Source organism: Paraburkholderia bryophila, from assembly GCF_003269035.1.
GTDB classification, from domain to species: domain Bacteria; phylum Pseudomonadota; class Gammaproteobacteria; order Burkholderiales; family Burkholderiaceae; genus Paraburkholderia; species Paraburkholderia bryophila.
The window spans coordinates 337655-364243 of record NZ_QLTK01000004.1; the positions used below are offsets into that span (position 1 = coordinate 337655).

The following is a 26589-nucleotide window of genomic DNA, read 5'->3' on the forward strand; positions in this document are numbered from 1 at the left end:
GCAAGGAAAGGCCAACCCCCAATAAGAGCACAGCCCTCAGCCCCCCACCCCAAAAGCGATAAAATCCCCCATCGCCGAAGGCAACCCCGAGCCCCTGATGATCATCCGCCCGCACCTCCACTGGTTCCGCATGCTGCTAGCCTGGCGAGGCTCGGTCCTCCCGCGCCTGCTCCCGCGCTTATTCCTGATCTTCTGCATTTCGATCATCGCGGTCGCGGCGCACGACCACCTGATCCCGGTGTCGTTGAACCTGAACACCACCGCCCCCTTCTCGCTAATAGGCATAGCTCTCGCGGTATTCCTCGGCTTCCGCAACAACGCCAGCTACGACCGCTGGTGGGAGGCGCGCAAGCTCTGGGGCCAACTGCTGAACGAGTCGCGCTCGCTAACCCGCGAGGTCATCACACTACCGACCCGGCCACTCCCCAAAGAAGACGCGCAGGAATTTTTCGCCGCCCTGAGTGCCCTACCGCACGCCCTGCGCCACCAGCTCCGCAAGAGCGATCCGAGCGAAGACCTGGCCGCACGCCTACCGCAAGCGCTCCTTAACCGCGTCATGGTGTCGCGCTACAAACCCGCCACCCTGATGCTGTATCTCGGCGAATGGGTCCAACGCCAGGCGCGCGCAGGCGCCATCGACCCGATGGCCGTGATCGCCTTCGATCGAAATCTGAATGGACTCTCTGATGTAATCGGCGGATGCGAGCGCATCGCCTCGACGCCGCTGCCGTTCGCTTACTCGGTGATGATTCACCGCACGGTCTATTTCTTCTGCGCGTCGCTGCCGTTCGGTCTGGTGGACAGCATCGGCATTTTCACGCCGGTGTTTGCGGTGTTCGTCGCGTACACCTTCATGGCGCATGAAGCCATCGCATCGCAAATCGAAGAACCCTTCGGCACCGACGACAACGACCTCGCACTCAACACGATGTCCGCGACGATCGAAGACGCCACGCGCGATCTGCTCGGCGAAGCGTCTCTGCCGGTGCCCAAGCCGCAACCCGAAGACTACGCACTCGATTGATCGAACTGCACGGAGCACGGTGCGCGTCGCGTGACGCGCCCGAATCGCGCCCGAATCGTGCTCAACTCACGATCAACTATTCCCCACCGTCTCCGACAACCGCTTGAGCGTCGCCACCCGCGCCCCGATGATATCGATCCGCCCACGCTCATCGAGCAACGGCGTGGTGGCATCGAGATACGCATTCCATGCGCGTTGCGCGCGCACCAGCGTCGGCCGTGAACGCGCGGGCATTTTCATCTGCAAACGACGGTAATAGCGGTTCAGATCGAACGTCGCGTGTTCGCATTGCGCGTCCGAGCGGCACGCCCGCAAACGGCCCGGCGGTGCGCTGCCGGCATTGGCCACCGCGCTGCGTAGCGCCTGCGCGCGATCGCGCACCGGCTGCAACTGCATATCGGCTTCGGCCAGCACGTACATCGAGCCGTGTGTCGTCGCGAAAACAGCGGCCAGCAGTTGCTTCTCGGCGTCGCGTGAAGCCAGCCAGCTTGCCTGGCTCTTTTCCCACTGCTTGCGACGCGCGGCGGGCAACTTCGGCTGAAGCTGCTGCCACGCGCTGTCGAGCGCGCTTTTCCAGCCGATCCGCGCATTGTCCATGCACTGCACCTGCCCGGTCGTCGACGACATGTCGCTGCGCGCCAGACAGGCACGCATCGACGCATCGATCGGATCGGCGGCGGCCACTTCGGCATGCGCCGGCGAAGGCGCAACGCCCAGCAACGCGACGAACAACGTGGCCGCAGCAAGGGTGAGCGTCGACTGCGACGTCAACGCCGGAGTCGACGCCATCGACGCAATCGACAAAGGCGTCGACAGCGCTGCCACCGCACGCTGCCACGCACCACGCAGCAACCCGCTCGCGGCGCCCTTGCCGACCACCGTCTTGCGCATCGTCAACCGCGCACGCAATCGACGAAGTATTCGATGCGCCCGTTGATCGTTTCGCCCACCAACCCATGGATATCCGTATGGAACCCCGGGAAGCGCTCGTTGAACTCACGCGCGAAGCGCAGATAGTTGACGATGGTCTTGTTGAAGCGCTCGCCCGGAATCAGCAGCGGAATGCCCGGCGGATACGGCGTCAACAGGATCGACGTGACGCGACCCTCGAGTTCGTCGATCGGTACCCGGTCGATCTCGCGGTGCGCGAGCTTGGCGAACGCGTCGGACGGCTTCATTGCCGGTTCCATGCTCGACAGGTACATCTCGGTCGTCAGGCGCGCAATGTCGTTGGCACGGTAGACACCGTGGATCTGCTGGCACAGATCGCGCAGACCGACGCGCTCGTACATGGGGTGATGCGCGACGAACTCGGGCAACACGCGCCACAGTGGCTGGTTGTTGTCGTAGTCGTCCTTGAACTGCTGCAGTTCGGTGACCATCGAGTTCCAGCGGCCCTTGGTAATGCCGATCGTGAACATGATGAAGAACGAATACAGCCCGGTCTTCTCGACGATGATGCCGTGCTCGGCCAGATACTTCGTGACGATCGCGGCCGGAATGCCGGACTCGCCGAAGCCGCCGTCCATGTCCAGGCCCGGCGTGACGATGGTCGCCTTGATCGGGTCGAGCATGTTGAAGCCTTCGGCCAACGGGCCGAAACCGTGCCACGCGTCGTTCGGACGCAGCACCCAGTCTTCGCGCGAGCCGATGCCTTCCTCGGCGAACTGTTCCGGGCCCCACACCTTGAAGAACCAGTCGTCGCCGTATTCGGCGTCGACCTTGATCATCGCGCGGCGGAAATCGAGCGCTTCGGCGATCGATTCTTCCACCAGCGCGGGACCGCCCGGCGCTTCCATCATGGCCGCGGCCACGTCGCACGAGGCGATGATCGCGTACTGCGGGCTGGTCGACGTGTGCATCAGGTACGCTTCGTTGAAGCGATGCTTGTCGAAGCGGCTGTTCTTCGAATCCTGCACAACGATCTGCGACGCCTGCGAAATACCGGCCAGCAGCTTGTGCGTGGAGTGCGTCGCGAACACCAGCGCGCCGATCCGCGGACGCCCCGCGCCGATCGCGTGCATGTCCTGATAGAACTCGTGGAATTCGGCGTGCGGCAGCCAGGCTTCGTCGAAGTGCAGCGTGTCGAGCCAGTCGCCGAGCATCTCCTTGATCATCTCGACGTTGTAGATCACGCCGTCGTAAGTGCTCTGCGTGATCGTCAGAATGCGCGGCTTGAGACCCGGGTTCTTTGCCAGCGCTTCGCGCGCGAACGGATTCGCCTCGATCTTCTTGCGGATGTTTTCCGGCTCGAACTCGCTGCGCGGAATCGGGCCGATGATGCCGAAGTTGTTGCGCGTCGGCGTCAGAAACACCGGAATCGCGCCGGTCATGGTGATCGCGTGCAGGATCGACTTGTGGCAGTTGCGGTCCACCAGCACGATGTCGCCGGGCGCGACCGTGCCGTGCCAGACGATCTTGTTCGAGGTGGACGTGCCGTTGGTCACGAAGAACACGTGGTCGGCGCTGAAAATGCGCGCGGCATTGCGCTCGGAGGCCGCCACCGGACCGGTGTGATCGAGCAGCTGACCGAGTTCGTCGACGGCGTTACACACGTCGGCGCGCAGCATGTTCTCGCCGAAGAACTGGTGGAACATCTGGCCGAGCGGGCTCTTCAAAAACGCCACGCCGCCCGAGTGCCCCGGGCAGTGCCACGAATACGAACCTTCGTCCGCGTACTGCACCAGTTCCTTGAAAAACGGCGGCGCGAGCGAGTCCAGATACACCTTGGTTTCGCGGATGATATGGCGTGCGACGAATTCCGGCGTGTCCTCGAACATGTGGATGAAACCATGCAGTTCGCGCAGGATATCGTTCGGCAAGTGGCGCGACGTGCGCGTTTCGCCGTACAGGAAGATCGGAATGTCCGCGTTGCGGCGGCGCACTTCGGTCACGAACGCGCGCAAGGCGACGATCGCGGCGGCCAGTTCGGGCGTCTCGCCTTCCACCACCACGTTATCGACGTAGGGCAGCAGTTCGTCGTCGTCGATCGATAGGATGAAGCACGACGCGCGGCTCGACTGCTGCGCGAACGAAGTCAGATCGCCGTAGCTCGTCAACCCGAGGACTTCCGCGCCTTCTTTTTCGATGGCTTCGGCCAAAGCCCGGATGCCGGAACCCGAGATATTCTCGGAGCGAAAATCTTCGTCGATGATGACGACGGGAAAACGAAACTTCATGGGCGATTCTCCAAAAAGAACGACCGCTGCATTCTGTAAATAGCAGCGGTCACCCGGTATAGCTGGTGAGTCAATACGCTGCCGGCGTCAGGTCTTGGGCAACGTGACGCCGTGCTGACCTTGATATTTGCCGCCGCGATCCGCGTACGACGTTTCACAAATCTCGTCGCTTTCAAAAAACAGCACCTGGGCGACGCCTTCGTTCGCGTAGATTTTCGCAGGCAAAGGTGTCGTATTCGAGAATTCCAGCGTGACGTGCCCTTCCCATTCCGGTTCGAACGGCGTCACGTTGACGATGATCCCGCAACGCGCATACGTGGACTTGCCCAGACACACGGTCAGGACGCTGCGCGGAATGCGGAAATACTCGACCGTGCGGGCCAGCGCGAACGAATTCGGCGGGATGATGCAGACGTCGCCCTTGAAATCGACAAACGACTTCTCGTCGAAATTCTTCGGATCGACGATGGTCGAGTTGATATTGGTGAAGATCTTGAATTCGTCGGCGCAGCGAATGTCGTAGCCGTAGCTCGACGTGCCGTAGCTGACGATCTTCCGGCCGTCTTCGGAGACGCGCACCTGATCGGGCGCGAACGGCTCGATCATGTTGTGCGACGCGGCCATGCGGCGGATCCACTTGTCGGATTTGATGGTCATAGATGAACGCTGCTCGACGTGAATGACAGAGGTGTGACGGATAACAACCCGGTTGGGACCGGGCAACTTTCGGCGAACTTCGCGAGGCCGGGCCAGAGCGCTAAACCGCTAAATTGCGCCCCGCAGCGGCAGTTTCAACGGGCGGGATCGCTCGATCCGGCGGCGTTGCGCGCGGTGTCCGGCGACCTGCCCCGGACGAAAGGCGCTTATTTTACGCGATCGGGAGAATGCTGCCGTGAGTGGGCGCGAGATCGACCCGATGCGCGCCTCCAGGCGACCGGCCCTCGCGCCGGGCTCGTTCGGCATCACGCCGTGGAGCGCCTCTGGCGACGCCCGCCCACTACTGGCGAATCAGACCGCAGGCGAGTGCGGGGCCCGCGCCATGCGGCGGATACGCGTACGAATCGCTCGGGTCGCGATGCAACACGACCGCGCGCTGCAACACCGAGCGGATGCCGTCCAGCGACACATCCGGCGCGACGATGAAACCGGTGGCCACACCGTTCGCATCCGCATGAATATTGCCGAGGTCGCCTTCGACCCGCGCGCCCGCTTTCAGACGCTCCGCGGCCGGCGAAAACACCTCGCCCGCGCTGGAGCCGTCGGCGGCATTGCAGTCGCCGCGTTCGTGGACCTGCAAGGCGTGGTCGCTATTGGGCGGCAAGCCCGCGAGGTTGTAGGTCACCTGCACGCCGTCCGAGCGCTCGATGAACGTGACGAGGCCGCGCGCCTGGTTGCTCACGGTGGGCAGCAACTGCGCGTCGGCGCGCTTCTCCTGTGGTCTCAGGAACGTGCCGCAGCCGCCCAGCAGCACGCTGCCGGCAGCCAGGACGATGAACGCATGCACCGCGTGCCCGTCGATTCGTTTTCCCATGCGATCCTCTTGCCGGCCAGACGGCCGCCCCTGCGCCCGCCTGGCCGAACTTGTGAAGCCGACATGATACCGCGAGACCCGCCGCAAATTGCCCCCTTGCGCCCTGCATAAGCCCTTTGGCCAGGGGCCGCTCAGGTGTTCTGCACGACGATGCTGGGGAACTTCGAGGTCATGTCGCGCGCACGCTCGGCGATATGGACCGCGACCTTGCGCGCAATCGACCGGTAGATCTCCGCGATGCGCCCATCCGGATCAGCCACGACGGTCGGCTTACCCGAGTCGGCCTGCTCGCGGATCGCGATGTCGAGCGGCAAGCTGCCGAGCACCTCGACACCATATTCCTTGCCCATCCGCTCGCCGCCGCCGGCGCCAAAGATATGCTCTTCGTGCCCGCAATTCGAACAGATATGCATGCCCATGTTCTCGACGATACCGAGAATCGGAATGCCGACCTTCTCGAACATCTTGAGGCCCTTCTTCGCGTCGAGCAGCGCGATGTCCTGCGGCGTCGTGACGATCACCGCGCCGGTCACGGGCACGCGTTGCGACAGCGTCAGTTGAATATCGCCGGTGCCTGGCGGCATGTCGACGATCAGGTAGTCGAGGTCGTGCCAGTTGGTCTGCCGCAGCAATTGTTCGAGCGCCGAGGTGGCCATCGGGCCGCGCCACACCATCGGGTTATCCTGCTCGATCAGAAAGCCGATCGAATTGGCTTGCAGGCCGTGACCGGTCATGGGATTCATCGACTTCTCGTCGGGCGATTCGGGGCGGCCTTCGATGCCCAGCATCATGGGCAACGAGGGGCCGTAGATGTCCGCGTCGAGTATGCCGACCGAGGCGCCTTCGCTGGCCAGTGCCAACGCCAGATTCACCGCGGTCGTGCTCTTGCCGACCCCACCCTTGCCCGAGGCCACGGCGACGATATTTTTAACGTTCGGCAAGAGTTTCACGCCGCGCTGCACCGTATGCGCGGCGACTTCCTGGCTTACCTCGACGCGCGCGTTCGCCACACCCGGCACGGCTTGCAGCGCCGCGCCGAACTGTGCGCGGATCGCCTCGAACTGACGCCTGGCCGGATAGCCGAGTACCACCTGGAGGCTAACCGTGTCATCCTGCACGGCGACGTTTTTGATGTTCTTGGCCGCCGCGTACGGCCGGCCGGTGTTGGGGTCAGTGACGGCTGCGAGGGCAGCGTCGACCATAGCCCGATCGATACTCATTGACACTCCGTGGGGAACACCTGCGGCGCGGCGGGATCGAAGTCTCGGCCACGCGCCGGAATTTGAAAGAAATTGTTAGACGGCATTGCGAAAACCAGACGCGCCGGGCACGCTTCGGGCAGGCGGAACGCCATGGGGCCGCATCACCACCTACCTCTGCCATTATTGTAGTGGCTCGCGCCGGGCCTTGCCGGAAGACCCTGCTTCACTGTCGGACCGGGGCGGTGAAAGACCCAAAGTTTCCCGTCTTTCGATTCGTCTGCTTTACTGGATTATTGAAACGGTCAGCGCCTAGATTGACCGCCACTCGCTGCTTCACCCGCTTCACTCAAGAGGATTCGAAAATGAATGCAAAAATCATGACTCGCCTGGCTGTTTTCGCCGTTGCCGGCTCGCTGCTGGCAGGCTGCGCCACCCAACAAGGCACTAACACCGCGGTCGGTACGGGCGTCGGCGCCGGTACCGGCGCGGCACTCGGCGCGATCTTCGGCGGCGGCAAGGGCGCGGCGATCGGCGCGGGCGTCGGCGCGGCAGTAGGCGGCATCACCGGCTACAACTGGCAAGCCATTCACAACAAGCTGTCGGGCGCCACCAAGGGCACCGGCACGCAGATCACCGAACAGCCGGACGGCTCGCTCAAGCTGAACATTCCGAGCTCGGTCACGTTCGACACCAACAGCTATGCGATCAAGCCGTCGTTCGCGCCGGTGCTGGATCAACTGACGCAGACCCTGCAGCAGAACCCGGAACTGATCGCGCAGGTGGTCGGCTATACGGACAGCACGGGTCAGCCCGCTTATAACCAGACGCTGTCGGTCAATCGTGCGGAAAGCGTGACGGGCTATCTGGGCCAACGCGGCGTCGCGCCGCAGCGTCTGTCGGCACAAGGCATGGGCCAGAACCAGCCGATCGCAGACAACAACACCGAAGCCGGCCGTGCCGCGAACCGTCGCGTGGAAATCTATCTGCGCGCCACGGCTCAGCACGCTACGCAATAAGCATCTGACTTGAGAGGGAAGTGGGAGCGTGCCGGCGCGATCCAGGCGCCGGCTCGTGACAAACCGTAAAAAGCGGAAGAATCAAAATCTCGCGCGGACCGAAAAAATTTCGAACTCTGCCGAAAATCCGCTGTCTGTCTTTACGGTACGCGGTTGGCGATCGCCGCCGCGTCACCATTCTCCTCTTGTCGTTGTTGCTCCGGGGTTAATAACCCCGGTTTTTTTTGGGCGCTCGGTTTACGCACCTTCGCGCTCCGGCGCCGCTTCACGCGGCCCGTCCGGGCACCCGGGCCGCTCCGCGTCGAACGCCTGCCCTGCTAGAATCAACCTTTCGTCCCACCGCAGGCTCCCACCATTCCTATGTCAGCACCCGTAACCGATCTCTCCGCAGGCGCGCCGTCAGGCCGTCGCCAGGTTCTCGTCACGTCGGCCCTTCCGTATGCGAATGGGCAAATCCATATCGGCCATCTGGTTGAATATATCCAGACGGACATCTGGGTCCGGGCGTTGCGAATGCACGGGCACGAGGTCTATTACGTGGGCGCCGACGACACGCACGGCACGCCGGTCATGCTGCGGGCGGAAAAGGAAGGTCTCACGCCCAGGCAGCTGATCGACCGCGTCTGGCAGGAACACAAACGCGACTTCGACAGCTTCGGGATTTCGTTCGACAATTACTATTCGACGGATTCCGAAGAGAACCGCGTCCTCAGCGAAAACGTCTACCTGGCGCTCAAGGAAGCGGGCCTGATCGAAGCGCGCGATATCGAACAGGCGTACGACCCGGTCAAGGAAATGTTCCTGCCGGATCGCTTCATCAAGGGCGAGTGCCCGAAGTGCGGCGCGAAAGATCAATACGGCGATAGCTGCGAGGTCTGCGGCTCCACGTACCAGCCGACCGAGCTGATCAACCCGTTCTCGGTCGTCTCCGGCGCCACGCCGATCCGCAAGACCTCGACGCACTATTTCTTCCGTCTGTCCGACCCGCGCTGCGAGAATTTCCTGCGCGCATGGGTGGGCGGCCTGGCGCAACCCGAAGCGACCAACAAGATGCGCGAATGGCTCGGCGACGCCGGCGAAGCCAAACTCGCCGACTGGGACATTTCGCGCGACGCGCCGTATTTCGGCTTCGAAATTCCGGGCGCGCCGGGCAAGTATTTCTACGTGTGGCTGGATGCGCCGGTCGGCTACTACGCGAGCTTCAAGAACCTCGCGGAAAAGCGCGGCCTCGATTTCGAGGCGTGGGTCAACAAGGGGGCGAAGGCCGAGCAGTACCACTTCATCGGCAAAGACATTCTGTATTTCCACACGCTGTTCTGGCCGGCCATGCTCGAATTTTCGGGTCATCGCACGCCGACCAACGTGTTCGCGCACGGCTTCCTGACCGTGGACGGCGCGAAGATGTCGAAGTCGCGCGGCACCTTCATCACCGCGCAAAGCGTGATCGACACGGGCCTGAATCCGGAATGGCTGCGCTATTACTTCGCGGCCAAACTGAACAGCACAATGGAAGACCTCGACCTGAATCTCGACGACTTCCAGGCACGCGTGAACAGCGACCTGGTCGGCAAGTACGTGAACATCGCGAGCCGCGCCGCCGGTTTCCTGATCAAACGTTTCGACGGCCGCGTGCAGGACAGCGCGATGCAACATCCGCTGCTGGCCACGCTGCGCGCCGCCGTGCCGCAGATCGCCGCGAACTACGAAGCCCGCGAGTACAACCGCGCACTGCGTCAGACCATGGATCTGGCGGACACGGTGAACGCGTATGTCGACACCGCAAAGCCGTGGGATCAGGCGAAAGACCCGGCGAACGGGGTCGCGCTGCACGAAACCTGTAGCGTGAGCATCGAGGCGTTCCGTCTGTTGTCGCTGGCGCTGAAACCAGTGCTGCCGAAGCTGGCCGAAGCAGTCGAAGCCTTCCTCGGCATCGAGCCGCTGGTATGGGCCGACGCGAACGTGCCGCTCAGCTCGGCGCGCCCGATCAACGCCTACAAGCATCTGATGACGCGTGTCGATCCGAAGCAGATCGAGGCACTGCTGGCCGCCAATCGCGATTCGCTGCAAGCCACGCCGGACGCGGCGGCACCGGCCGACGCGAAGACCAAGGCAAAGGCAGCGAAAGCCGCCGCGACAGACCAGGACGAAACGTCCGGCATCATCTCGATCGACGACTTCGCGAAGATCGACCTGCGCATCGCGAAGATCGTCGACTGCAAGGCGGTGGACGGCTCGGACAAGCTGCTGCAACTCACGCTGGATGTCGGCGAAGAGAAGACCCGCAACGTGTTCTCCGGCATCAAGTCGGCGTATCAGCCGGAGCAACTGATCGGCAAGCTGACGGTGATGGTTGCCAACCTCGCGCCGCGCAAGATGAAGTTCGGCCTGTCGGAAGGCATGGTGCTGGCCGCATCGGCTACGGATGAAAAGGCCGAACCGGGTCTTTACATTCTCGAACCGCACAGCGGCGCAAAGCCGGGCATGCGCGTGAAGTAAAACGCGTGGCGCTGCTTCACGGCGGCGCTCGGCGATCGCTGCAGGGCGGCGCGGCACACTGCGCTGTACTTCACTGCACCGCACCGAATTTCAGGCACGAGCGAAAACGGCACGCTTTAAAAAAGCGTGCCGTTTTTTTGCCTGTGCGATGGTATTGCTTAAGCGCTGTGCGTCAGCGCATCACCACTGGATCCGGTCGAAGCGCCGCGTATAAAGCAGCGTCGCGCCATAGAACGTGCCGCCATACGCCGCGACCGACCAATACCGCGTCAGGTTGACGGTCGCCTTGATCGCGTTGCTCGCCGACTGCAGACCCTGCTCATAGCCCAGCACGAGCCATTCGTTAATCGCTTTCGACACCATCACGACCTGCGGATCGGTCAGCCCGACCTCGCTCTGTCCGATCGAAAACTCGTCGAGCCCGAAGGTCTGCGCGATCCGCTTGCCGCTCGCGCTGCCGAGCAACGCGAGCGCCGTGGTCATGGTGCTTTGCTGACCGAGGTTATTGCCCTGATCGGTGCCGTGCCCGAACAGCAGCCACGAGAGCTTTTCGTTGTCCGCCACGTTCGGCTCGGACACCAGCTTCGCTACCGGGAACTGCACGGTGCCCGTCACCTGCACGCCCGCCTCGACCTGTTGATTGCGGCGCATGGCCAGAATATTGATGCCGGGATTGGCCACCGGACCGTTAAACGTGAAAAAACCGTTCTCGATATTGAGCTTGCGGCCAAACGCGGTGTAGGTCGAACCCTGCGTGACCCGCACATTGCCGACCGCGCGCAGTGGCAGATTCGGCGCGCTCAACGCCGTGATCGTGCCGGTCAGGCCGAGGTCGGCGCCTTGTCCGCGGAAACGGAAGTTGTTGCCGAGGCTGATGTCGATATCGGCGCGCGGCGCGAATGGACCGACCGGTTTGTTGGTACCCGCCACCTGCGGCTGCCGCTCGCCGGCCACGGTGCCATCCGGGCGCACGATCACCACGTCGTCGCCGAGCTTCGGCGCGGCCTGCTCCGGCAAGTCGAACAACGCGTGGTCGACGGCGAACTTGCCGTTGATCGCGAGGCCACCTTGCGCGCCCGCGTTCGCGACGCTCGCACTGCCCGACAGCGACAGATTGCGGTCCGGCGCCGCGAACAGTTCCAGCTTGTCGGCGACGATGCTCGCCGTCAGATCCGGTTCCGCGCCATCCAGACGCACCCGGCCGGTGGCGCGCAGCGTACCGCTCGCGCCGTGAAACTCGACCTGCTGGAAGTCGACCAGATTCTGCGACAACGCAATCCGCACCACCCCGTCCTTCAACTGCACACCCTGATCGACCATCGTCGCGGAAAGCCCGTCGCCAAGCAGCGAACCGGTCAGATTCGGCTTGGCGACCGTCCCACCGAGCGCGAGCTTGAGCGCGAGGTGACCGTCCAGCAGATAGCTCGGGCCGAACAGGCCGCCGGTCGTTTTCAGCGACGGCACATTCGCGTTCACGTTACCGCTCAACGCGGCTTCTTCGTTGACGGTCAGGAAGCCGTCGCGCGGCACCAGCGTGGTATGCGCGTCGGCGTCGATCACGCCGATCCGGCTTGCCTGCGCATGCACGGTGGCATTGAGCCGGTTGCCGCCGCTAAATTCGGCACGCGCGGTGATGTCCGTGATACCGAGCGATGCGAGTCCGCGGCCAATTTCGACGGTGACGTCGCCGCCGCGGCGCTTCAACTGAATGTGGCCGCTCGCCGTGCTGCCGAGCGCAAAGTCCCAATCGCCGTCGAAGACCAGATCGGTTTTGACGGCCGGCGGCTCGCCAGTGATCTCACGCCGCAAGTCCTGCAAACGCGCGAGCGAAATATCGGTCAGGGTGCCGGCCGACTGAATCTTGCCGTGGTCGAAGGCGAAGGTTTTCAGGCTCAGCACGGCGCCTTCGAGCGTCAGGCGCGTGGCGCCGAGCGTGAGGCGCTGCGGACCGGCGCTCACGGCGAGCGGCGACTCGAGATTCAACGCCGGTGTGCCGCGATTCTGGAAACGGGTGACGGTGCCGTCCCAGTGGGTGCCGTCGCGCGCGTCGGTCAGCTTGCCGTTGGCGGCGAGCGTCAGATCGAGCGGACGATCCTGCAACTTGCCGGTGGCCGCGGCTTCCAGCGTGTGATTCGCGCGCGTGCCGGACAGCCGCGCGGTGAGCGTGGTCAGGTCGACGCCGCCCGCGCTCAGATCGCGCGCGTCGGTCGTGAAGACGAGCGCACCGTTCGCGCCGTCGCGGAACTCGGCGTGGCCTTCCGCGTGACCGACGCGGTTGCTGCCGAACACCACGCTGTCGGCCTTGTAGTTCAGCATGACGTTCGGATGGGCGAACGAGCCGGTCACGTCGCCGTCGGCCGCGATGAGGCCCGCGAGACCGAAGCCGAGACGTTCGAGTTGCGGCGCGTCGAGGCGAAACCGTAAGCGGTCGCCCGGCGTGCCGAAACTGCCTTGCAAATCCACCTGGTTGCCCGCCACCGAGAGGTTGGCGCGGCTCGGCAGAATCCGCGAGCCGGCCAACTGGACGGTGCCGCCGCCGGTCAGCGGCAGGTTGTCGTAGACGCTGGGGCCCAGCTTGAATTCGGCCTTGGTCGTGAAAACCGGGCCAAGCATGCCGGCCGCGCTAAGCGTGCCGTTCACGCGCGCTTCGATCGTGCTTTTGCGGGTTGCCGGTGCGGCGTGTCTGGGCGGCGCCGTCTTGCGCTGAACGAGTTCGGTTTTCACCGCCGCCTTGACGGTGTTTTTCACGACGGCGGCGGCCTGGTCGGCCGGCGCGGCGCTTTTAGCGCCGGCCGTGCTGCCGACTTCGGCGGCGGCTGCGGCTTGGGCTTCGGCTTGGGCCTTGCCGGCTTTAACTGCCTGCGTGCCTTTCTTGCCTTTGGCACTCCCGCCAGCGGCGGCGGAAGTGGATGGGGAAGCCGACGCCGCGCCGCTCACCGGCTTGCGCGACGGCATCTGCGATGTGAGCGTCAGCGGATCGAAATCGGTGAGCTGCGCTTTCAGGTTGTAGGTGGAATTCGCGTCGTGCTTGAGCGCGCCGGACAGGTCGATACGGCCCTTGCCCGATGTGATGCGCACATCGTTGAAGCCGGTTCGCGCGGGGTCGAACGTGATCTTGCCTTGCGCACGCAGTGCCGCTTTCGGGTCGGCGAGATCGAGCGTGACGCTCTGTATGTCGTCGTTCAAACGAATGCCGATGGGCCCGGAAAGTTGCGTGGGCCGCACGGTGGCTTCGAGCGCGTTCAGGTCGAGTCCGGCGACCTGCAGATCGAACCGCCCGCGTTTGCCACTCAGCGTGCCGCCGCCGCTGAGCGTGGCGCTTTTGACGAGCCGCACGGCCAGGTTCGAGATACGCTGCGATTCGGCGTCGAGACGCACGTCCGCGTTGGCGTCGATGATCGGCAGCAGGTTCTGGTCGATCGCGCCGGGCCTGGCGTTGACGATCGAGACGTGCCCGGCGACCGCGAAGTTCGTGGTGGCGGATTTGGCGGTGTTGTTGCCGCCGCCTTTGGCGGTGCTGGCGGTGCTGGCGGTGCTGGCGGTACTGGCGCTGCTGGCGCTGCTCGCGTCTTTGGCGCCGGCAAGTGGCGCTACCGCTGCGCTGGATGCGCCGGACATCGCGGCGCTAGCGGAGGTTGCCACGCCAGTCGCGCTCGCCCCCAACACAACTGTCCCCGCCCCGTCCTGCGACACCGGCTGCAACTCCGCCCGCACGGCCAGATCCGCCAGCGGCGCACCCGGCGCAAACGCCTGCGGATTCACATGATCGAAAGTGAGCGTGGCGCGTCGCAACGGCACGGCGCCGAACGGAGTGGCCTCGACACGCGCGTGACCGGCGAGCTTCATGCCGCTGGCGTCGAGCTCGGCGACCAGATTCTCCAGCGAGCCGCTCAGATGGCCACCCACCTGCACCGCCTCGTTATTGACCTTACCCGAATAGCCGATGTCGCCGCTCAGCGGAAACGGCCGCGCGCCGTCCAGTCTCGCCGACGCCGTCACCGCGCCGAACGGCGTATCGAGCCGCTCGATCGCGGCTTCGTGATGACGCCCGTCGCTGCGCCCATGAAACATGAAGCGCGAGAACTCGGTGGTCGAGCCACCCTCGCGCAGCAGCAGTTTGTCGAGCTGAATGTCGCGGACCTCGAGTTGCATCGGCAAACGCAAATCTTGCGGCAGCTTCAGCGGCTCGTTGCTACTCGACGACGAAGCGCTGATCCGCGCGTCCACCGTGCCGACATGCAGATAGTCGATTGTCAACCGCCACGGCTTAGGCGTCAGCCCCCAGCGGGCCGCCACACGATCGATCTGGATGTCGGTGCCGCTGCCGTCGAGGCTCCGCCAACGCACCTGGCGCAATTGCAAGCCGTTCGCGAGCGTGCCGCTTTCGAGCGTGCCGCTCAGCTTGCCGCCCAGCAGTTTGACCGCCGCCTGCCAGGCATAGGCGGTACCGCGTTCGGTGGTCAGCGCGCCATACACCAGGCCGACCGCCAGCGCGGCCAGCAGCACGAGCACGCCGACCGTCCACGCGAGCGTTTTCAGCAACAGACGGCCGGGCCTGCGCCTGGGCGGCGGCGCATCGGACGACGGCGGCTGCGGCGGATGAACACCGGGCGGCTGTGCGGGCGGTTGAGCGGAAACGTCCGTTGTCATACGGGAATCATGTCGAAGCAGGTGTCCATCAGAAGGCGATGCCCAGCGTCAGATACGGCCGCACGTCTTTATTGCGGATGCCATACGCGACGTCGACATTGACCGGGCCGACCGGACTGCGCCAGCGCGCGCCCACCCCGACGCCGGGATAAAAGACTTTTTCGCCCCAGGTGTCGGTGGCGGTGCCGATGTCGAAGAACGCGGCGGCGCCCCAATCGTGTGAAAACCAGTGCTGATACTCGGCCGCGCCCGTGACGAGATATTTGGTAGGCAGCACCGAACCGTCTACCTCGTTACCGATGCTTTGATAGCCATAGCCGCGCACCGAATTCGACCCGCCGGCGCGGAACAGCAGCGACGCCGGTATGCCGCTCGAACTGCCGCTGGTAAACACGCCGCCGAGTTCGGCGCGCAGCACCACGAGGTCTTCCTTGCCGATCGGCAGGTACTGCTGGCCGCGCGCATAGCCACGCACGAAGGTCTGATCCGTCAGCGCACCCTTCACCGCGAAGCCCGCCTCGGCGTGAATCAGGTTGCCCTTGCGCGGGAACAGCGGGTCGTCGGTGTCGCGCCGGGTCCACGACCACGACGGCACCAGCGCGCGGCTGGTGGTCGGCGCGATCGCGTTCTGGTCGAGCCGGTCCTGGTAGTACAGGATCGAGTAGTTGTAGTCGATGAACTGCGACGTGCGGGCCCGTTGCACCCCGCCGCGAATACTGTAGATACGCGTGTCGGACACGTCGGTCGTGGTGTAGGACGCCAGCACGCTATTGGTCCATGCGCGTGGGCCCGGCGGCATGGCCAGCTGGATTTGCCCGTACTGCTGAATCTGGTCGGCGCGGCCTTCGACGGTGAACGGCCACGCCTTGCCGAAGGTATCCAGATACGAATACGCGCCCTGGATCAACGGGCCGTTGTCGGTCGAGTAGCCGAGGCCGCCGCGGAAGCTGTTGTACGGATACTCCGACACTTTCACGTGCACCGGCGTGTCGGCCGGTTTGGCCGGGTCGCTGTCCACGTCGATCGCGACGCTCGCGTAGTAGGGCGTGTTTTGCAACTGCCGCTGCAATTCGGCGACGCGCTGCACGTCGTAAATATCGCCGACCGAAATCGGGTTGACGTTGTCGACGATCTGCTCCGGATAACGCCGCGTGCCCGAGACGTCGAGCTTGCCCATCGTGAAGGTCGGCCCGCTGTCGTATGTGACCGATAGTTTGGCCTCGTGCGTGCGTGGATCGACGCGCGCCTCGGAACGATAGATTTTCGCGCCCAGATACCGCCGCGCCTGCAGCGCCTTCAGCGACGCGTTCTTCGCGTCCTCCCAGTCGCCCTGCGAGAACGCATCGCCTTCGTGCATCGAAAACGCGAAACGCGCGGCATTTTCCTGTGCGGGGTCTTCAGTCAGCACCGGCCCGCGAAACGACAGCGAGACGGACGAAATGCGGGTTTGCGGACCCGGATCGACGCTCACCGTGACGCGTTTTGCGTCGTCGACAGTGCGCACGTCGGTACGCACGACCGGCGAGAAGTAGCCTTGCGTGGCCGCCAGATCGCGCACCTGCTGGGGCGTGGCGGTGATCAGAAACTCGAACTGGTCGTCGCTGATGTCGGGCCGTTTGGCGAAGCGCGCGATATCCAGATGCGCCTCGAGCAGCTTGCGCAGCGAGCGCGGAGAGGCGTCGATGTCGACCTTGTAGCTGGCGGCGGGACGCGCGGCATGCGCGGCGCCGGCCGACAGCGTCAGCATGACGATGCCGAACGCCAGCAAGGCGCGCAGCCAGCGCAATACGGGCGAGGCAGCTCCGCGCCCGGTGCCGGTCTTGCCGCGCCGCCGACGCGGCTTTTCGATCGCACATACCGCCAAACAGGACCTCCGGCCGGGTTGATGAAGTTGTCGCTCAGGCGCGCTGCGGCGGCCAAAGCACGCTATTTGACCACATCGGCGCAAGGCCGCCGATCTCTTAAAGGGCGCAAAGCAGGGCGCGCAGCGCGCGGCGACGGCTCGACGCCAGCGCTCCCGCCGAACACGCTTTGCCGCGTTCCCAACCGACGCCGGCCACGTTTAACGCGCAGGCGTCTTCGTACGAGCTCGATTTCAGCACTGCCGGCCGTGCGACGCGCCCGCCTTTGACGCACCGCACACAAGCCGGGTTCCGGATTTTTTCTTGGGCGATGCGCGCCGAGCGCGCGTGCCGCCTCACCGTCCGCCCCTCCCACCGATCGCCTGCCGACGTTTTTCGACCACGCGCGGCGCATCGGGTAAAATTATGGAATAACGGCGCGGCCACCCGGCACCCTCCCGCTGCACCAGCGGAAGCCGGGCGAGCAGCCGCCCCTCACCCACCACGGACGTCGAGCCATGTATCAATCGGACATCACCCAGTTCCTGAACCAGCTCAAGCAGCAGAAGCCCAACCTGGAGGCCGAGCAACGCCGCGGCCGCGCGCTGCTGTGGGACAAACAGCCGATCGATCTCGAAGAACGCGCCGAGCAGAAAGCCTCGCGCGTGGAGCAGACGCCTTACTCGTACTATCAAAACTTCTGAACGGGTGAGCGTGAGTCACGCCGACGAGGCTCACGGCGCCACGCCGGCATCCGCCGACGCAGCGCTAGCCGCGCCCGCCACCGATTCGACGCCCGACACCGTCGACGGCATCGCTTTCGCACGCCTGTACGGTGAGCCGCTCTTCAAGCTGCCCACCGACCTGTACATTCCGCCGGACGCCCTCGAGGTGTTCCTCGAAACGTTCGAAGGACCGCTGGATCTGTTGCTGTACCTGATCCGCAAGCAGAACTTCAACGTGCTGGACATTCCCATGGCGGATGTCACGGTGCAGTACCTCGGCTACGTCGACCAGTTGCGCCAGACCAATCTCGAACTCGCGTCCGAATATCTGCTGATGGCCGCGATGCTGATCGAGATCAAGTCGCGCATGTTGCTGCCGGTGAAGAAGGCCGACAGCGGCGAGGAAGCCGAAGATCCGCGCGCGGAACTGGTGCGCCGCCTGCTCGAATACGAGCAGATGAAACTGGCCGCGCAGCGTATCGACCAGTTGCCGCAGCTCGGGCGCGACTTCCTGCGCGCCGAGGTCTACATCGAGCAAAGCTTCACGCCGCGGTTTCCCGACGTCGACAGCGAAGACCTGCGCGCCGCGTGGGCCGACGTGATCAAGCGCGCCAAGCTGGTGCAGCATCACAAGATTTCGCGTGAAGAGCTGTCGGTGCGCGAGCATATGAGTGCGATCCTGCGGCAGTTGCAAAACGCGCGCTTCGTCGAATTCTCCGACCTGTTCGACACCAGCAAGGGCGTGCCGGTCGTGGTGGTGAATTTCATCGCCATGCTGGAGTTGTCGCGCGAATCGCTGGTCGAGATTACCCAGGCCGAACCGTTCGCGCCGATCTACGTACGGCTCGCGTATTCGCCGGCCTGATCTCACCGTACGGGCCGACACGCCTCGTTTCGGTGCGTACGGCGCGCAAATCCACTACAATCCCGCGCTCCGAACCTGTCATTACCAGTGAGGCGGCGGACCGCGCGATGCCTTGAGGTTTCGCATCGACCGAGTCTCGCGCCGCGCGAGGAAACCCCTGTCCGATCATGAAAGTCATCAGCTCGATCCATGAATTGCGCGACCAGTTGCGCGGCCAGAATCGCACGGCCTTCGTGCCGACCATGGGCAATCTGCACGAAGGGCATCTGTCGCTGATGCGTCTCGCGCGCCAGCACGGCGATCCGGTGGTGGCGAGCATTTTCGTCAACCGGCTGCAATTCGGTCCGAACGAAGATTTCGACAAATATCCGCGCACGATGGAAGCGGACATCGAAAAGCTGCAGAAGGAAAACGTCTACGTTCTGTTCGCGCCGACCGAGCGCGACCTCTATCCGGAGCCGCAGGAGTATCGCGTGCATCCGCCGCACGATCTGGGCGACATCCTCGAAGGCGAATTCCGGCCCGGCTTCTTTCAGGGCGTGTGTACGGTGGTGATGAAGCTGATGTCGTGCGTGCAGCCGCGCGTCGCGGTGTTCGGCAAGAAGGATTACCAGCAGTTGATGATCGTGCGCCGCATGTGCCACCAGTTCGCGCTGCCGACCGACATCATCGCCGCTGAAACCGTTCGCGACACCGACGGCCTCGCGCTCAGCTCGCGCAATCGCTACCTGCAGGCCGCCGAGCGCGCCGAAGCGCCGGTGCTGGCCGCCGAACTGAATCGCGTGCGCGAAGCCGTGCTGTCCGGCGACCGCGACTTCGCGAAAATCGAACAGGCGGCCATGGCCACCCTCGCCGCGCGCGGCTGGCAGCCCGACTACATCGCGGTGCGCAAGCGCTCGAACCTGCTGCCGCCGGGTCCGCAAGACACGAACGCGGAACTGGTCGTGCTGGCCGCCGCAAAACTCGGCGCCACGCGCCTCATCGACAACCTCGAAATCTGACCTCGCCCCAGCCGGCGCAGACAAACAAAGAAGTCACAAGGGATTGATTGGTCATGCAACGCAACATGCTGAAGTCGAAGATCCACCGTGTCGCGGTCACGCACTGCGAGCTGCACTACGAAGGCTCGTGCGCGATCGACGAAGACCTGCTGGAAGCGGCGAACATCGTCGAGAACGAACGGATCGACATCTGGAATATCAACAACGGCGAGCGTTTCTCGACCTACGCGATCAAGGGCGAGCGCGGCAGCGGAATGATCTCGCTGAACGGCTCGGCCGCGCGGCGCGCGCAACTGGGCGATCTGGTGATCATTGCGGCGTTCGCCGTGGTCGACGAGGCCGAGTTGAAGGCGGGCTGGAAGCCGGACCTGGTGTTCGTCGACGATAACAACAAGATCAAGGGCAGCCGCGATCACGTGCCGACGCAAAACTGGACCTGAGGGTCGGCGCGGTTGGCGTGAAGCTTTAACGCGCTTGCCGCGCGCTTTATCCGTTGTTTGGCGCCGTCAGTCGTACGGCGCGCCGCTTCAGCCCTTCTTCGCCGTCCCGTCGACCCATTCGACGATCGACTGCCACTGCTCCAGATCCTTCTCCACGCGGCTTTTCGCGACGTCCCACAGCGTCAGGCCGTGTGCCGCGAGCTGCACGTAGTTCTGCGTGTCGCGCAAAAAGCCCAGCACCGGCAGATTCAGGCCTTCGACAAACCGATGCAGTTGTTCCGCCGAGCGCGTGCGTGCATCGACTCGCATGCCGACCACGCCGATTTCGATCGCGCCCTTGCGGACCGCTTTTTCCTTCGCCAGACGCTCGAGAAACTCCTGCGTGGCGAGAATGTCGAAAATCGACGGCTGCAACGGCACGATCACCTTGTCGGCCAGATCCAGCGCGATGCTCATCCGGTTGCCGTGCAATCCGGCAGGGGTGTCGATGACCGCGTGCTCCAGCCCCTTGGGCGGCTTGGCCGGCGTGTCCTGATTGACTTCCCAGGTTTCGATGGCCGGCAGCGTGCCGGGGCGCAGCGACAGCCACGCGTGCGCGGACTGCTGCTTGTCCAGGTCCGCCAGCGCGACCCATTCGCCCGCTGCCGCGAAATAACCGGCCAGATTGGTGGACAGCGTGCTTTTGCCCACGCCGCCCTTCGGATTCGCCACCACAATCACCGTCATGAATTCTCCCGGAAAGAAGGCTGGTCGCCGCCAGCCGGTTTGCCGCGTGTATCGTTCTGACCTTGTTCTGACTTCGCGCCGGTCCGCCGCCGCACCGGCTGAACCTGCCGGTTTCGGGCACGCGCACCGATCCAGCCGTTGATAATATCGATAAATGCACCGGGGCCGAAGCCCCCAGGCGGCCAAATGACCGCCTGGTAACGTCGATTTTTCCACCTGGGACCCTTCAATCCATGAGCAAACTCCGTCCGGAATACACCGTCGAACGCCTGCACGAACGCCAGCGGGGCAAGCTGCCCGGCTTGCTGGGCATCCATGTGCTGTCGCTGGAGGAAGGCGTTTTAACCGCGGAATTGACCGTGCGCGAAGAATTGCTCGCGCCGAACGGTTTTTTGCATGCCGCCACCGTGATCGGGCTCGCCGACACCGCGTGCGGCTACGCGTGCCTCGCGCATCTGCCGGAAACGGCGCGCAATTTCACGACCGTGGAACTGAAAAGCAATTTCCTCGGGACGGCGACCGAAGGCACGATCCGCGCGGTCGCCAAGGCCGTGCATCTGGGGCGCAGCACGCAGGTGTGGGACGCGACGGTGACCGATCCGAACGGCAAGACGATCGCGCTGTTTCGTTGCACACAGATCGTGTTGTATTGAGGGTGGCGGGGCGCGGCGTCGACGAAAGAAAGGTCGTGCAGGGCTGCACACGCAACGGCACAAAACTCTCCGGCCTGTCGCGAATGGCTTGGCGCCTTTCTTATGCGTGCGACGGCTAGGCAGTGCTTCGCACGAAAACCAGCAGCAAACCGTAGTCACCTTTATCCGCCGCACGCAAGGCGGTTAAGTAATCCGACCGGGCGTTATCCGCTTTAACCAGGGTCCCGCCGCCGCCCCACGAAAACGGCTCTTCCTTGATGCTGCGCAAGAGCGCATCAGCCATCATTCGTGAGTGTCGACCGTTGCCGTTTGGGAAGGGATGAATCCACACCAGTTCGCGATGAAATCGCGCGGCAATCTCATCCGGCGGGAATGTGCCGTTGTCGACCCACCACCGCGTGTTATCGAACAGGTTTCTCAGTTTGACGCTGACCTGCGTCCAGTCACATCCAATATTCTTGTCGGACTTGCGGAACGAGCCTGCCCACGACCAGGTCTGGTCGAACATTTTCTTGTGAAGGTTGCGACAGAATGCTTCACTGAGGACATCGACCTTGCGTTGACGGCGTGCCCATTGCACGGCTTGCAGGATGTTCTCCTGCTCCCACTCATTCAGGTCACCTTTGGTGGTCAGGTGCGTCGGTATCAGTCCGGCAAGCTCGTCAGGGTCGAGCGGTGTCTGGCCTTCCTGTTCGTCTAAATCTATCGCCATAGGTCGGACCAGCGACCCCGCAGTAGCTCCGCCGTTCTCTGCTCAACCTGTTTGCGAAGCCGGTCGGTTGCCGGACGTTGGTCTTCCAGACTCATGGTGTGCGCAACTGCACTCACTTCTTGCAAAGCGATTGAGCGCGCCCGGTCTTCGACCACTTGAGTCAGTGGCTTTCTCGGCACCAAAGCATAGACCAGCTCGCAGTCCAGCCCGTCAGCCAGCTTGCGCAGTTGTCCGAGCGTGATTCGCTCCTCCGCTTCCGCCAACTCCGACTTGTGCAGGCTCGAACCGGTCATACCCAATCTCTCGGCTTGCAGTCGCTCGGTGAGCCCCAACGACTCGCGAATGGCCTTCAGCCATCCGCGCGGCGGGGGCCGACGATTGATCAAATCCGAGTATGCCGCGACTGACGCTTCAACCTGGTCAAGCCGGAGCTGCCTCATTCTGGAATCCATTTTGCTGGCCTATAGGCTATCAAAAATATATTTAATGCTACCCTATGGTGAAGCACACATTAAGGTCTTGCTTCACTAAATTGAAGCAATTTTACACAATTTGCGTTGCCTTAGTGAAGCACTATCAAATGAATTGCTTCATTTCAAGGCAGCAAGAACACCTTTGTACATTCCGCCATGGTCGGATCAAACGTCGAGATATCTTGCGCGCTCGCCAGCTCCAGGAAATATCTCCGGAAAAGAAAAAGACCCGCAATCCCTTTTGGGACGCAGGTCTCAGCGCTAATTACCTCAAGAACCAACGGCTTTGTTATACGAGTCGCCTCGTGGCGTGTGTTTTTCGTTGCCCGGCATTGCTGCCGGCGAAACCGCGAACCCCTACGCCGCCACCGCCCGCACCGTCTTCACCCCACCCAGCGCCAGCGCACCGCCGCCCAGCAACGACTGCACCGCCAACGTCACGGCCCAGAACGCCGGATATTCCCAGCCGCCGTTCGGCGACGCGAAACCCCAGCCGTTATGCCAATGCGCCGACATCGCGCCGAGCATGAACGGCAACAGCAGCAGCGCAACCCAGCGGACCTGCACGCCGAGCAGCAACGCAATCCCGCCAAGCAATTCGACGAACGCCGTCACATAGCCGAGCCAGCCCGGCAAGCCCAGCGAAACGAAAAATTGCGCCGTGCCCGGCAGCGTGAAAACGAAGATTTTTTGCAGGCTGTGCGCGAGATACAGCACGCCCAAGGCCACGCGCAGTAGCAAGGCAGCCAGATCGGCGGAGCGGTTCGAGTTCATGACGAATCCTTTGAAAGAGAGACGGCCAGAACCAGCCGTCGATGTCAGGACTCTATTCGAACCATACGGAGTGAAAAACCACGCTACAGGCTTAGATTGTTTCCCAATAGGATTTAATCGACATTATCCTATTGCTTCAGACAGGTCAGCCCATCGCGCCAAAAACCTTCGCCAGATCGAGGTGCTCGGCCAACATGTCGGCGAGTCGCTCCAGTGACGCCTCGCGCAAAGCCGGATAGTCGATCGCCTCGGCGTCGCTCAACCCTGCCCACGACAACAACGCGGCGCATGCGGCGGGCGTGTCGAACAGGCCATGCACGTAGGTGGCGAGAATCTGCCCATCCGCGGACAGCGCGCCGTCGGGACGCGCGGCATCCGCATCGCCCAGGCGCAGCGCGGGCGAATCCAGCGCCGGACCGTGCGTCTCGCCCATATGAATTTCGTAGCCCGACACCTCGGGCGAACCGTGCAACGCGAGACGTCCGGTGACGTTCTTCAGCGTCTTGTCGCGCGTGAGCACGGTCGAGTAATCGAGCCAACCGAGTCCCGCCGAGGTCCCCGGCGCGCCTTCCACGCCATGCGGATCGGCCACTTCGCGCCCGAGCATCTGCATGCCGCCGCAAATGCCGATCACCCGTCCGCCGTAACGCAGATGCCGCTGCAGCACCGCGTCCCACCCTTGTGCGCGCAGAAACGCCAGGTCGCCGGGTACGTTCTTCGAGCCCGGCAGAATGATGAGGTCGGCCGGCGGCATCGGCATGCCGCTTCGCACGTAATGGAAATCGACCTGCGAATGCGCGCGCAGCGCATCGAAATCGGTGTGGTTGCTGATATGCGGCAGCACCGGCACGACCACGCGCAGCATCCGCTGCGCGTCGCCGCGATGGGCCGCCCGCAACGCCGGCGGCAGCATGTCTTCCGCGTCGAGCGTCAGGCCGTGCAGGTACGGCACCACGCCGAGCACCGGCTTGCCGGTCTTCGCTTCGAGCCAGTCGAGACCGGGTTGCAGCAGACTGATGTCGCCACGAAACCGGTTGATGACGAAGCCGCGCACCCGCGCCTGCTCGCTCGCCGACAGACACGCGAGCGTGCCGGTCAGATGCGCGAACACGCCGCCGCGATCGATGTCGGCCACCAGCACGACCGGGCAATCCACGGCCTCCGCGAAACCCATGTTGGCGATGTCGCGATCGCGCAGATTGATCTCGGCGGGGCTGCCCGCGCCTTCGACGAAAATCGCCTCGTAGCCGGCCTGCAGACGTGCATACGATTGCAGCACCGCTTCGAACGCGATGGGTTTGTAGTCGTGGTAAGCGCGGGCATCGAGATTCATGCGCGCCTTGCCGTGGATGATCACCTGCGCGCCCCGGTCGCTGGTCGGCTTGAGCAGCACGGGATTCAGATCGGTGTGCGCGGCGATGCCCGCGGCCACCGCCTGCAACGCCTGAGCGCGGCCGATCTCGCCGCCGTCGACCGTGACCGCGCTGTTGAGCGCCATGTTCTGCGGCTTGAACGGTGCGACCCGTACGCCCGCGCGCCGCGCGAGCCGGCATAGGCCGGCGACCAGCGTGCTCTTGCCGGCGTCGGACGTGGTGCCCTGAATCATCAGCGTGCCGCGCGGGACGGGGATGGCGTGTCGGGGAATCGAGGTCGTGGTCACGAGGTGGAGTGGGTCGGCCGTGAAGAGAAACGCGGCATTATCCCACCCCGCCGCCGCCATCCGTGCGCCGGTACAATCACGCGATGATTCCCCGCGACCTCACCTTCGTCCTCGGCGGCGCCCGTTCCGGCAAGAGCTTGCACGCCGAACAACTGGCCGATCGCAGCGCCCTTCCCGTCACCTATATCGCTACCGCGCGCGTCAGCGACGACGCCGAATTCGCCGCGCGGGTCGCGCATCATCGCGAGCGGCGTCCGGCGCATTGGCGGCTGGTCGAAGCGGGCGTCGATCTCGCCGCTGCGCTCACGCAAGCGGACGCGCCCGGCCACTGCGTGCTGATCGATTGTCTGACGCTGTGGCTGGCCAACCTGCTGTGCCCGTCCGAAGGCGAAGCGCTGTCGCTCGATCGCTATCACGCGCAAGTCGCCGCGCTTGAAACGGCGCTCGTCGCCGCGCACGGCAAAATCATCGTGGTCAGTAACGAAATCGGCCTGGGCGTCGTCCCGCTCGGCGCGGCCACGCGGCTTTACGTCGATGAACTCGGCCGGCTCAACCAGCGCATCGCCGCATTGAGCACGCAGGCCACCATGATGGTCGCGGGCTTGCCGCTCGCGTTGAAAGCGGCGGGCCACGCGTGATGCTGTCGCTTCCTCTGATCGTCACGCTGGCAACCGCGGGCGTCGCGGTCGACCGTTGGCTCGGCGAACCGCGCACCGCGCATCCGCTGGTCGGCTTCGGCAACTGGGCGAAGCGCCTCGAAGCGCACTACAACACCGGCCGCCGCTTGCGGCTCAAGGGCCTGCTCGCGTGGTCGCTGGCCGTGCTGCCGCCGGTGCTGGTCGCGTGGTGGCTGGTCTCGGTGTTGCCGTTTTTCGCGGCCTGCGCGGTGCATGTCGTGCTGTTGTGGTTCGCACTCGGTGCGCGCAGTCTGCACGATCACATCGCGCCGATCGCCCAGGCGCTCGCGCAACGCGATCTCGCGCAGGCGCGGCTCCTGACCGCGCGGATCGTCTCGCGCGAAACCACCCACGCCGACGAAGGCGCGTTGTCGCGCGCCGCCGTCGAATCGGCGCTCGAAAACGGCAACGACGCAATCTTCGGCGCGCTGTTCTGGTTCGCGATCGCGGGTGGCCCGGGTGCGCTCGGCTTCCGTCTCGCCAACACGCTGGACGCGATGTGGGGCTATCGCACGCCACGCTATTTGCGCTACGGCTGGGCGGCGGCCCGCATCGACGACGTGCTCAACTGGATTCCCGCGCGCCTGACCGCCGCGAGCTACGCCTTGCTCGGCGACACGCGCACGGCGTGGCGCTGCTGGCGTGAGCAGGCGCCGCGCTGGGACAGCCCGAATGCCGGGCCGGTGATGGCGGCCGGCGCAGGCAGTCTGAACGTGCTGATCGGCGGACCGGCGGTGTATCACGGCGCGCTGGAGCATCGGCCCACGCTCGGCTTCGGACATCCCGCGAAGGCCGCGCATGTGACTGCCGCGTTGATGCTGGTGGAGCGCACGGTAATTCTCTGGCTGGCGGTGCTGATCGTGCTGGCGCTGTTGAGCGTGCCGTTTCATGCGTAAGGGCGAGATCGATCCGGTGAAGGGGCACGCAGCCGACGCCGAGGACAG

Annotated in this window: 22 protein-coding genes; 10 read left to right on the forward strand and 12 right to left on the reverse strand. The window is 64.1% G+C overall.

What is annotated here, in order from left to right:
* Positions 1-97: 97 nt before the first annotated feature.
* Positions 98-1024: a bestrophin family protein gene (locus tag BX591_RS10240; protein WP_111930808.1), complete on the forward strand. Its 927-nt coding sequence runs from the start codon at positions 98-100 to the stop codon at positions 1022-1024.
* A 72-nt stretch (positions 1025-1096) separates the two neighbouring features.
* Here the strand turns inward: BX591_RS10240 and BX591_RS10245 are convergent, their stop codons facing one another.
* The 5 genes from BX591_RS10245 to apbC all read right to left on the reverse strand — a co-directional run bounded on the left by BX591_RS10245 (position 1097) and on the right by apbC (position 6954).
* On the reverse strand, positions 1097-1813 hold the full coding sequence (locus tag BX591_RS10245; protein ID WP_111930927.1) for a lysozyme inhibitor LprI family protein: 717 nt from the start codon (positions 1811-1813) through the stop codon (positions 1097-1099).
* 104 nt (positions 1814-1917) lie between these two features.
* Complete coding sequence (locus BX591_RS10250; RefSeq protein ID WP_111930810.1) at positions 1918-4203, reverse strand: arginine/lysine/ornithine decarboxylase; 2286 nt, start codon at positions 4201-4203, stop codon at positions 1918-1920.
* Between the two features lie 87 nt (positions 4204-4290).
* The gene (dcd, locus tag BX591_RS10255) at positions 4291-4860 is read right to left on the reverse strand and encodes a dCTP deaminase (RefSeq protein WP_012432068.1); all 570 of its coding nucleotides are present in this window, start codon (positions 4858-4860) and stop codon (positions 4291-4293) included.
* Between the two features lie 340 nt (positions 4861-5200).
* Positions 5201-5734 carry a superoxide dismutase family protein gene (locus BX591_RS10260; RefSeq protein WP_111930812.1) on the reverse strand — a complete coding sequence of 178 codons (534 nt, stop codon included), beginning with the start codon at positions 5732-5734 and terminating at the stop codon, positions 5201-5203.
* 131 nt (positions 5735-5865) lie between these two features.
* Positions 5866-6954 (reverse strand): iron-sulfur cluster carrier protein ApbC, encoded by a 1089-nt coding sequence (apbC, locus tag BX591_RS10265; protein ID WP_105507524.1) that lies wholly within the window; start codon positions 6952-6954, stop codon positions 5866-5868.
* A gap of 344 nt (positions 6955-7298) precedes the next feature.
* Here apbC and BX591_RS10270 point away from each other — a divergent pair, with 344 nt between their 5' ends.
* Together BX591_RS10270 and metG are read left to right on the forward strand one after the other, a co-directional pair.
* Positions 7299-7952, forward strand: coding sequence for a YiaD family glycine zipper/OmpA-like lipoprotein (locus BX591_RS10270; protein ID WP_111930814.1), 654 nt, complete (start codon positions 7299-7301; stop codon positions 7950-7952).
* 360 nt (positions 7953-8312) lie between these two features.
* On the forward strand, positions 8313-10448 hold the full coding sequence (gene metG, locus BX591_RS10275) for a methionine--tRNA ligase (RefSeq protein WP_111930816.1): 2136 nt from the start codon (positions 8313-8315) through the stop codon (positions 10446-10448).
* A 180-nt stretch (positions 10449-10628) separates the two neighbouring features.
* Here metG and BX591_RS10280 read toward each other — a convergent pair whose 3' ends face one another.
* Entirely contained in the window at positions 10629-15098 is a 4470-nt protein-coding gene (locus tag BX591_RS10280; protein ID WP_111930818.1) for a translocation/assembly module TamB domain-containing protein, read from the reverse strand.
* 28 nt (positions 15099-15126) lie between these two features.
* The gene (locus BX591_RS10285) at positions 15127-16962 is read right to left on the reverse strand and encodes an autotransporter assembly complex protein TamA (protein WP_111930820.1); all 1836 of its coding nucleotides are present in this window, start codon (positions 16960-16962) and stop codon (positions 15127-15129) included.
* A 495-nt stretch (positions 16963-17457) separates the two neighbouring features.
* Between BX591_RS10285 and BX591_RS10295 the strand changes: the two genes are divergently transcribed.
* From BX591_RS10295 to panD, 4 genes are all read left to right on the forward strand, one after another.
* Positions 17458-17643 (forward strand): DUF3460 family protein, encoded by a 186-nt coding sequence (locus tag BX591_RS10295; protein WP_007175923.1) that lies wholly within the window; start codon positions 17458-17460, stop codon positions 17641-17643.
* A 10-nt stretch (positions 17644-17653) separates the two neighbouring features.
* Entirely contained in the window at positions 17654-18529 is an 876-nt protein-coding gene (locus tag BX591_RS10300; protein ID WP_111930929.1) for a segregation and condensation protein A, read from the forward strand.
* A gap of 167 nt (positions 18530-18696) precedes the next feature.
* The gene (panC, locus tag BX591_RS10305) at positions 18697-19530 is read left to right on the forward strand and encodes a pantoate--beta-alanine ligase (protein WP_111930824.1); all 834 of its coding nucleotides are present in this window, start codon (positions 18697-18699) and stop codon (positions 19528-19530) included.
* Between the two features lie 53 nt (positions 19531-19583).
* A complete protein-coding gene (gene panD / locus BX591_RS10310; protein WP_012432059.1) occupies positions 19584-19970 on the forward strand; it encodes an aspartate 1-decarboxylase in 387 nt (128 codons plus the stop codon).
* Between the two features lie 87 nt (positions 19971-20057).
* Here the strand turns inward: panD and BX591_RS10315 are convergent, their stop codons facing one another.
* Complete coding sequence (locus BX591_RS10315; RefSeq protein WP_111930826.1) at positions 20058-20696, reverse strand: ParA family protein; 639 nt, start codon at positions 20694-20696, stop codon at positions 20058-20060.
* Between the two features lie 233 nt (positions 20697-20929).
* On the opposite strand from BX591_RS10315, the gene BX591_RS10320 reads away from it, so the two are divergent.
* The gene (locus BX591_RS10320; RefSeq protein ID WP_111930828.1) at positions 20930-21349 is read left to right on the forward strand and encodes a PaaI family thioesterase; all 420 of its coding nucleotides are present in this window, start codon (positions 20930-20932) and stop codon (positions 21347-21349) included.
* Positions 21350-21464: 115 nt separating this feature from the next.
* Here the strand turns inward: BX591_RS10320 and BX591_RS10325 are convergent, their stop codons facing one another.
* The 4 genes from BX591_RS10325 to BX591_RS10340 form a co-directional block, all read right to left on the reverse strand.
* Positions 21465-22061 carry a mobile mystery protein B gene (locus BX591_RS10325; RefSeq protein WP_111930829.1) on the reverse strand — a complete coding sequence of 199 codons (597 nt, stop codon included), beginning with the start codon at positions 22059-22061 and terminating at the stop codon, positions 21465-21467.
* A complete protein-coding gene (locus BX591_RS10330) occupies positions 22052-22513 on the reverse strand; it encodes a mobile mystery protein A (RefSeq protein ID WP_111930831.1) in 462 nt (153 codons plus the stop codon). Before BX591_RS10330 ends, BX591_RS10325 begins: the two co-directional genes overlap by 10 nt.
* Positions 22514-22891: 378 nt before the next feature.
* Positions 22892-23308: a DoxX family protein gene (locus BX591_RS10335; RefSeq protein WP_111930833.1), complete on the reverse strand. Its 417-nt coding sequence runs from the start codon at positions 23306-23308 to the stop codon at positions 22892-22894.
* Between the two features lie 145 nt (positions 23309-23453).
* Positions 23454-24914, reverse strand: coding sequence for a cobyric acid synthase (locus tag BX591_RS10340; protein WP_111930931.1), 1461 nt, complete (start codon positions 24912-24914; stop codon positions 23454-23456).
* Between the two features lie 137 nt (positions 24915-25051).
* Here BX591_RS10340 and cobU point away from each other — a divergent pair, with 137 nt between their 5' ends.
* Positions 25052-25606 (forward strand): bifunctional adenosylcobinamide kinase/adenosylcobinamide-phosphate guanylyltransferase, encoded by a 555-nt coding sequence (cobU, locus tag BX591_RS10345; protein ID WP_111930933.1) that lies wholly within the window; start codon positions 25052-25054, stop codon positions 25604-25606.
* Entirely contained in the window at positions 25606-26541 is a 936-nt protein-coding gene (gene cbiB, locus BX591_RS10350; protein ID WP_111930835.1) for an adenosylcobinamide-phosphate synthase CbiB, read from the forward strand. The genes cobU and cbiB overlap by 1 nt, the downstream gene beginning before the upstream one ends.
* Positions 26542-26589 lie beyond the last annotated feature (48 nt).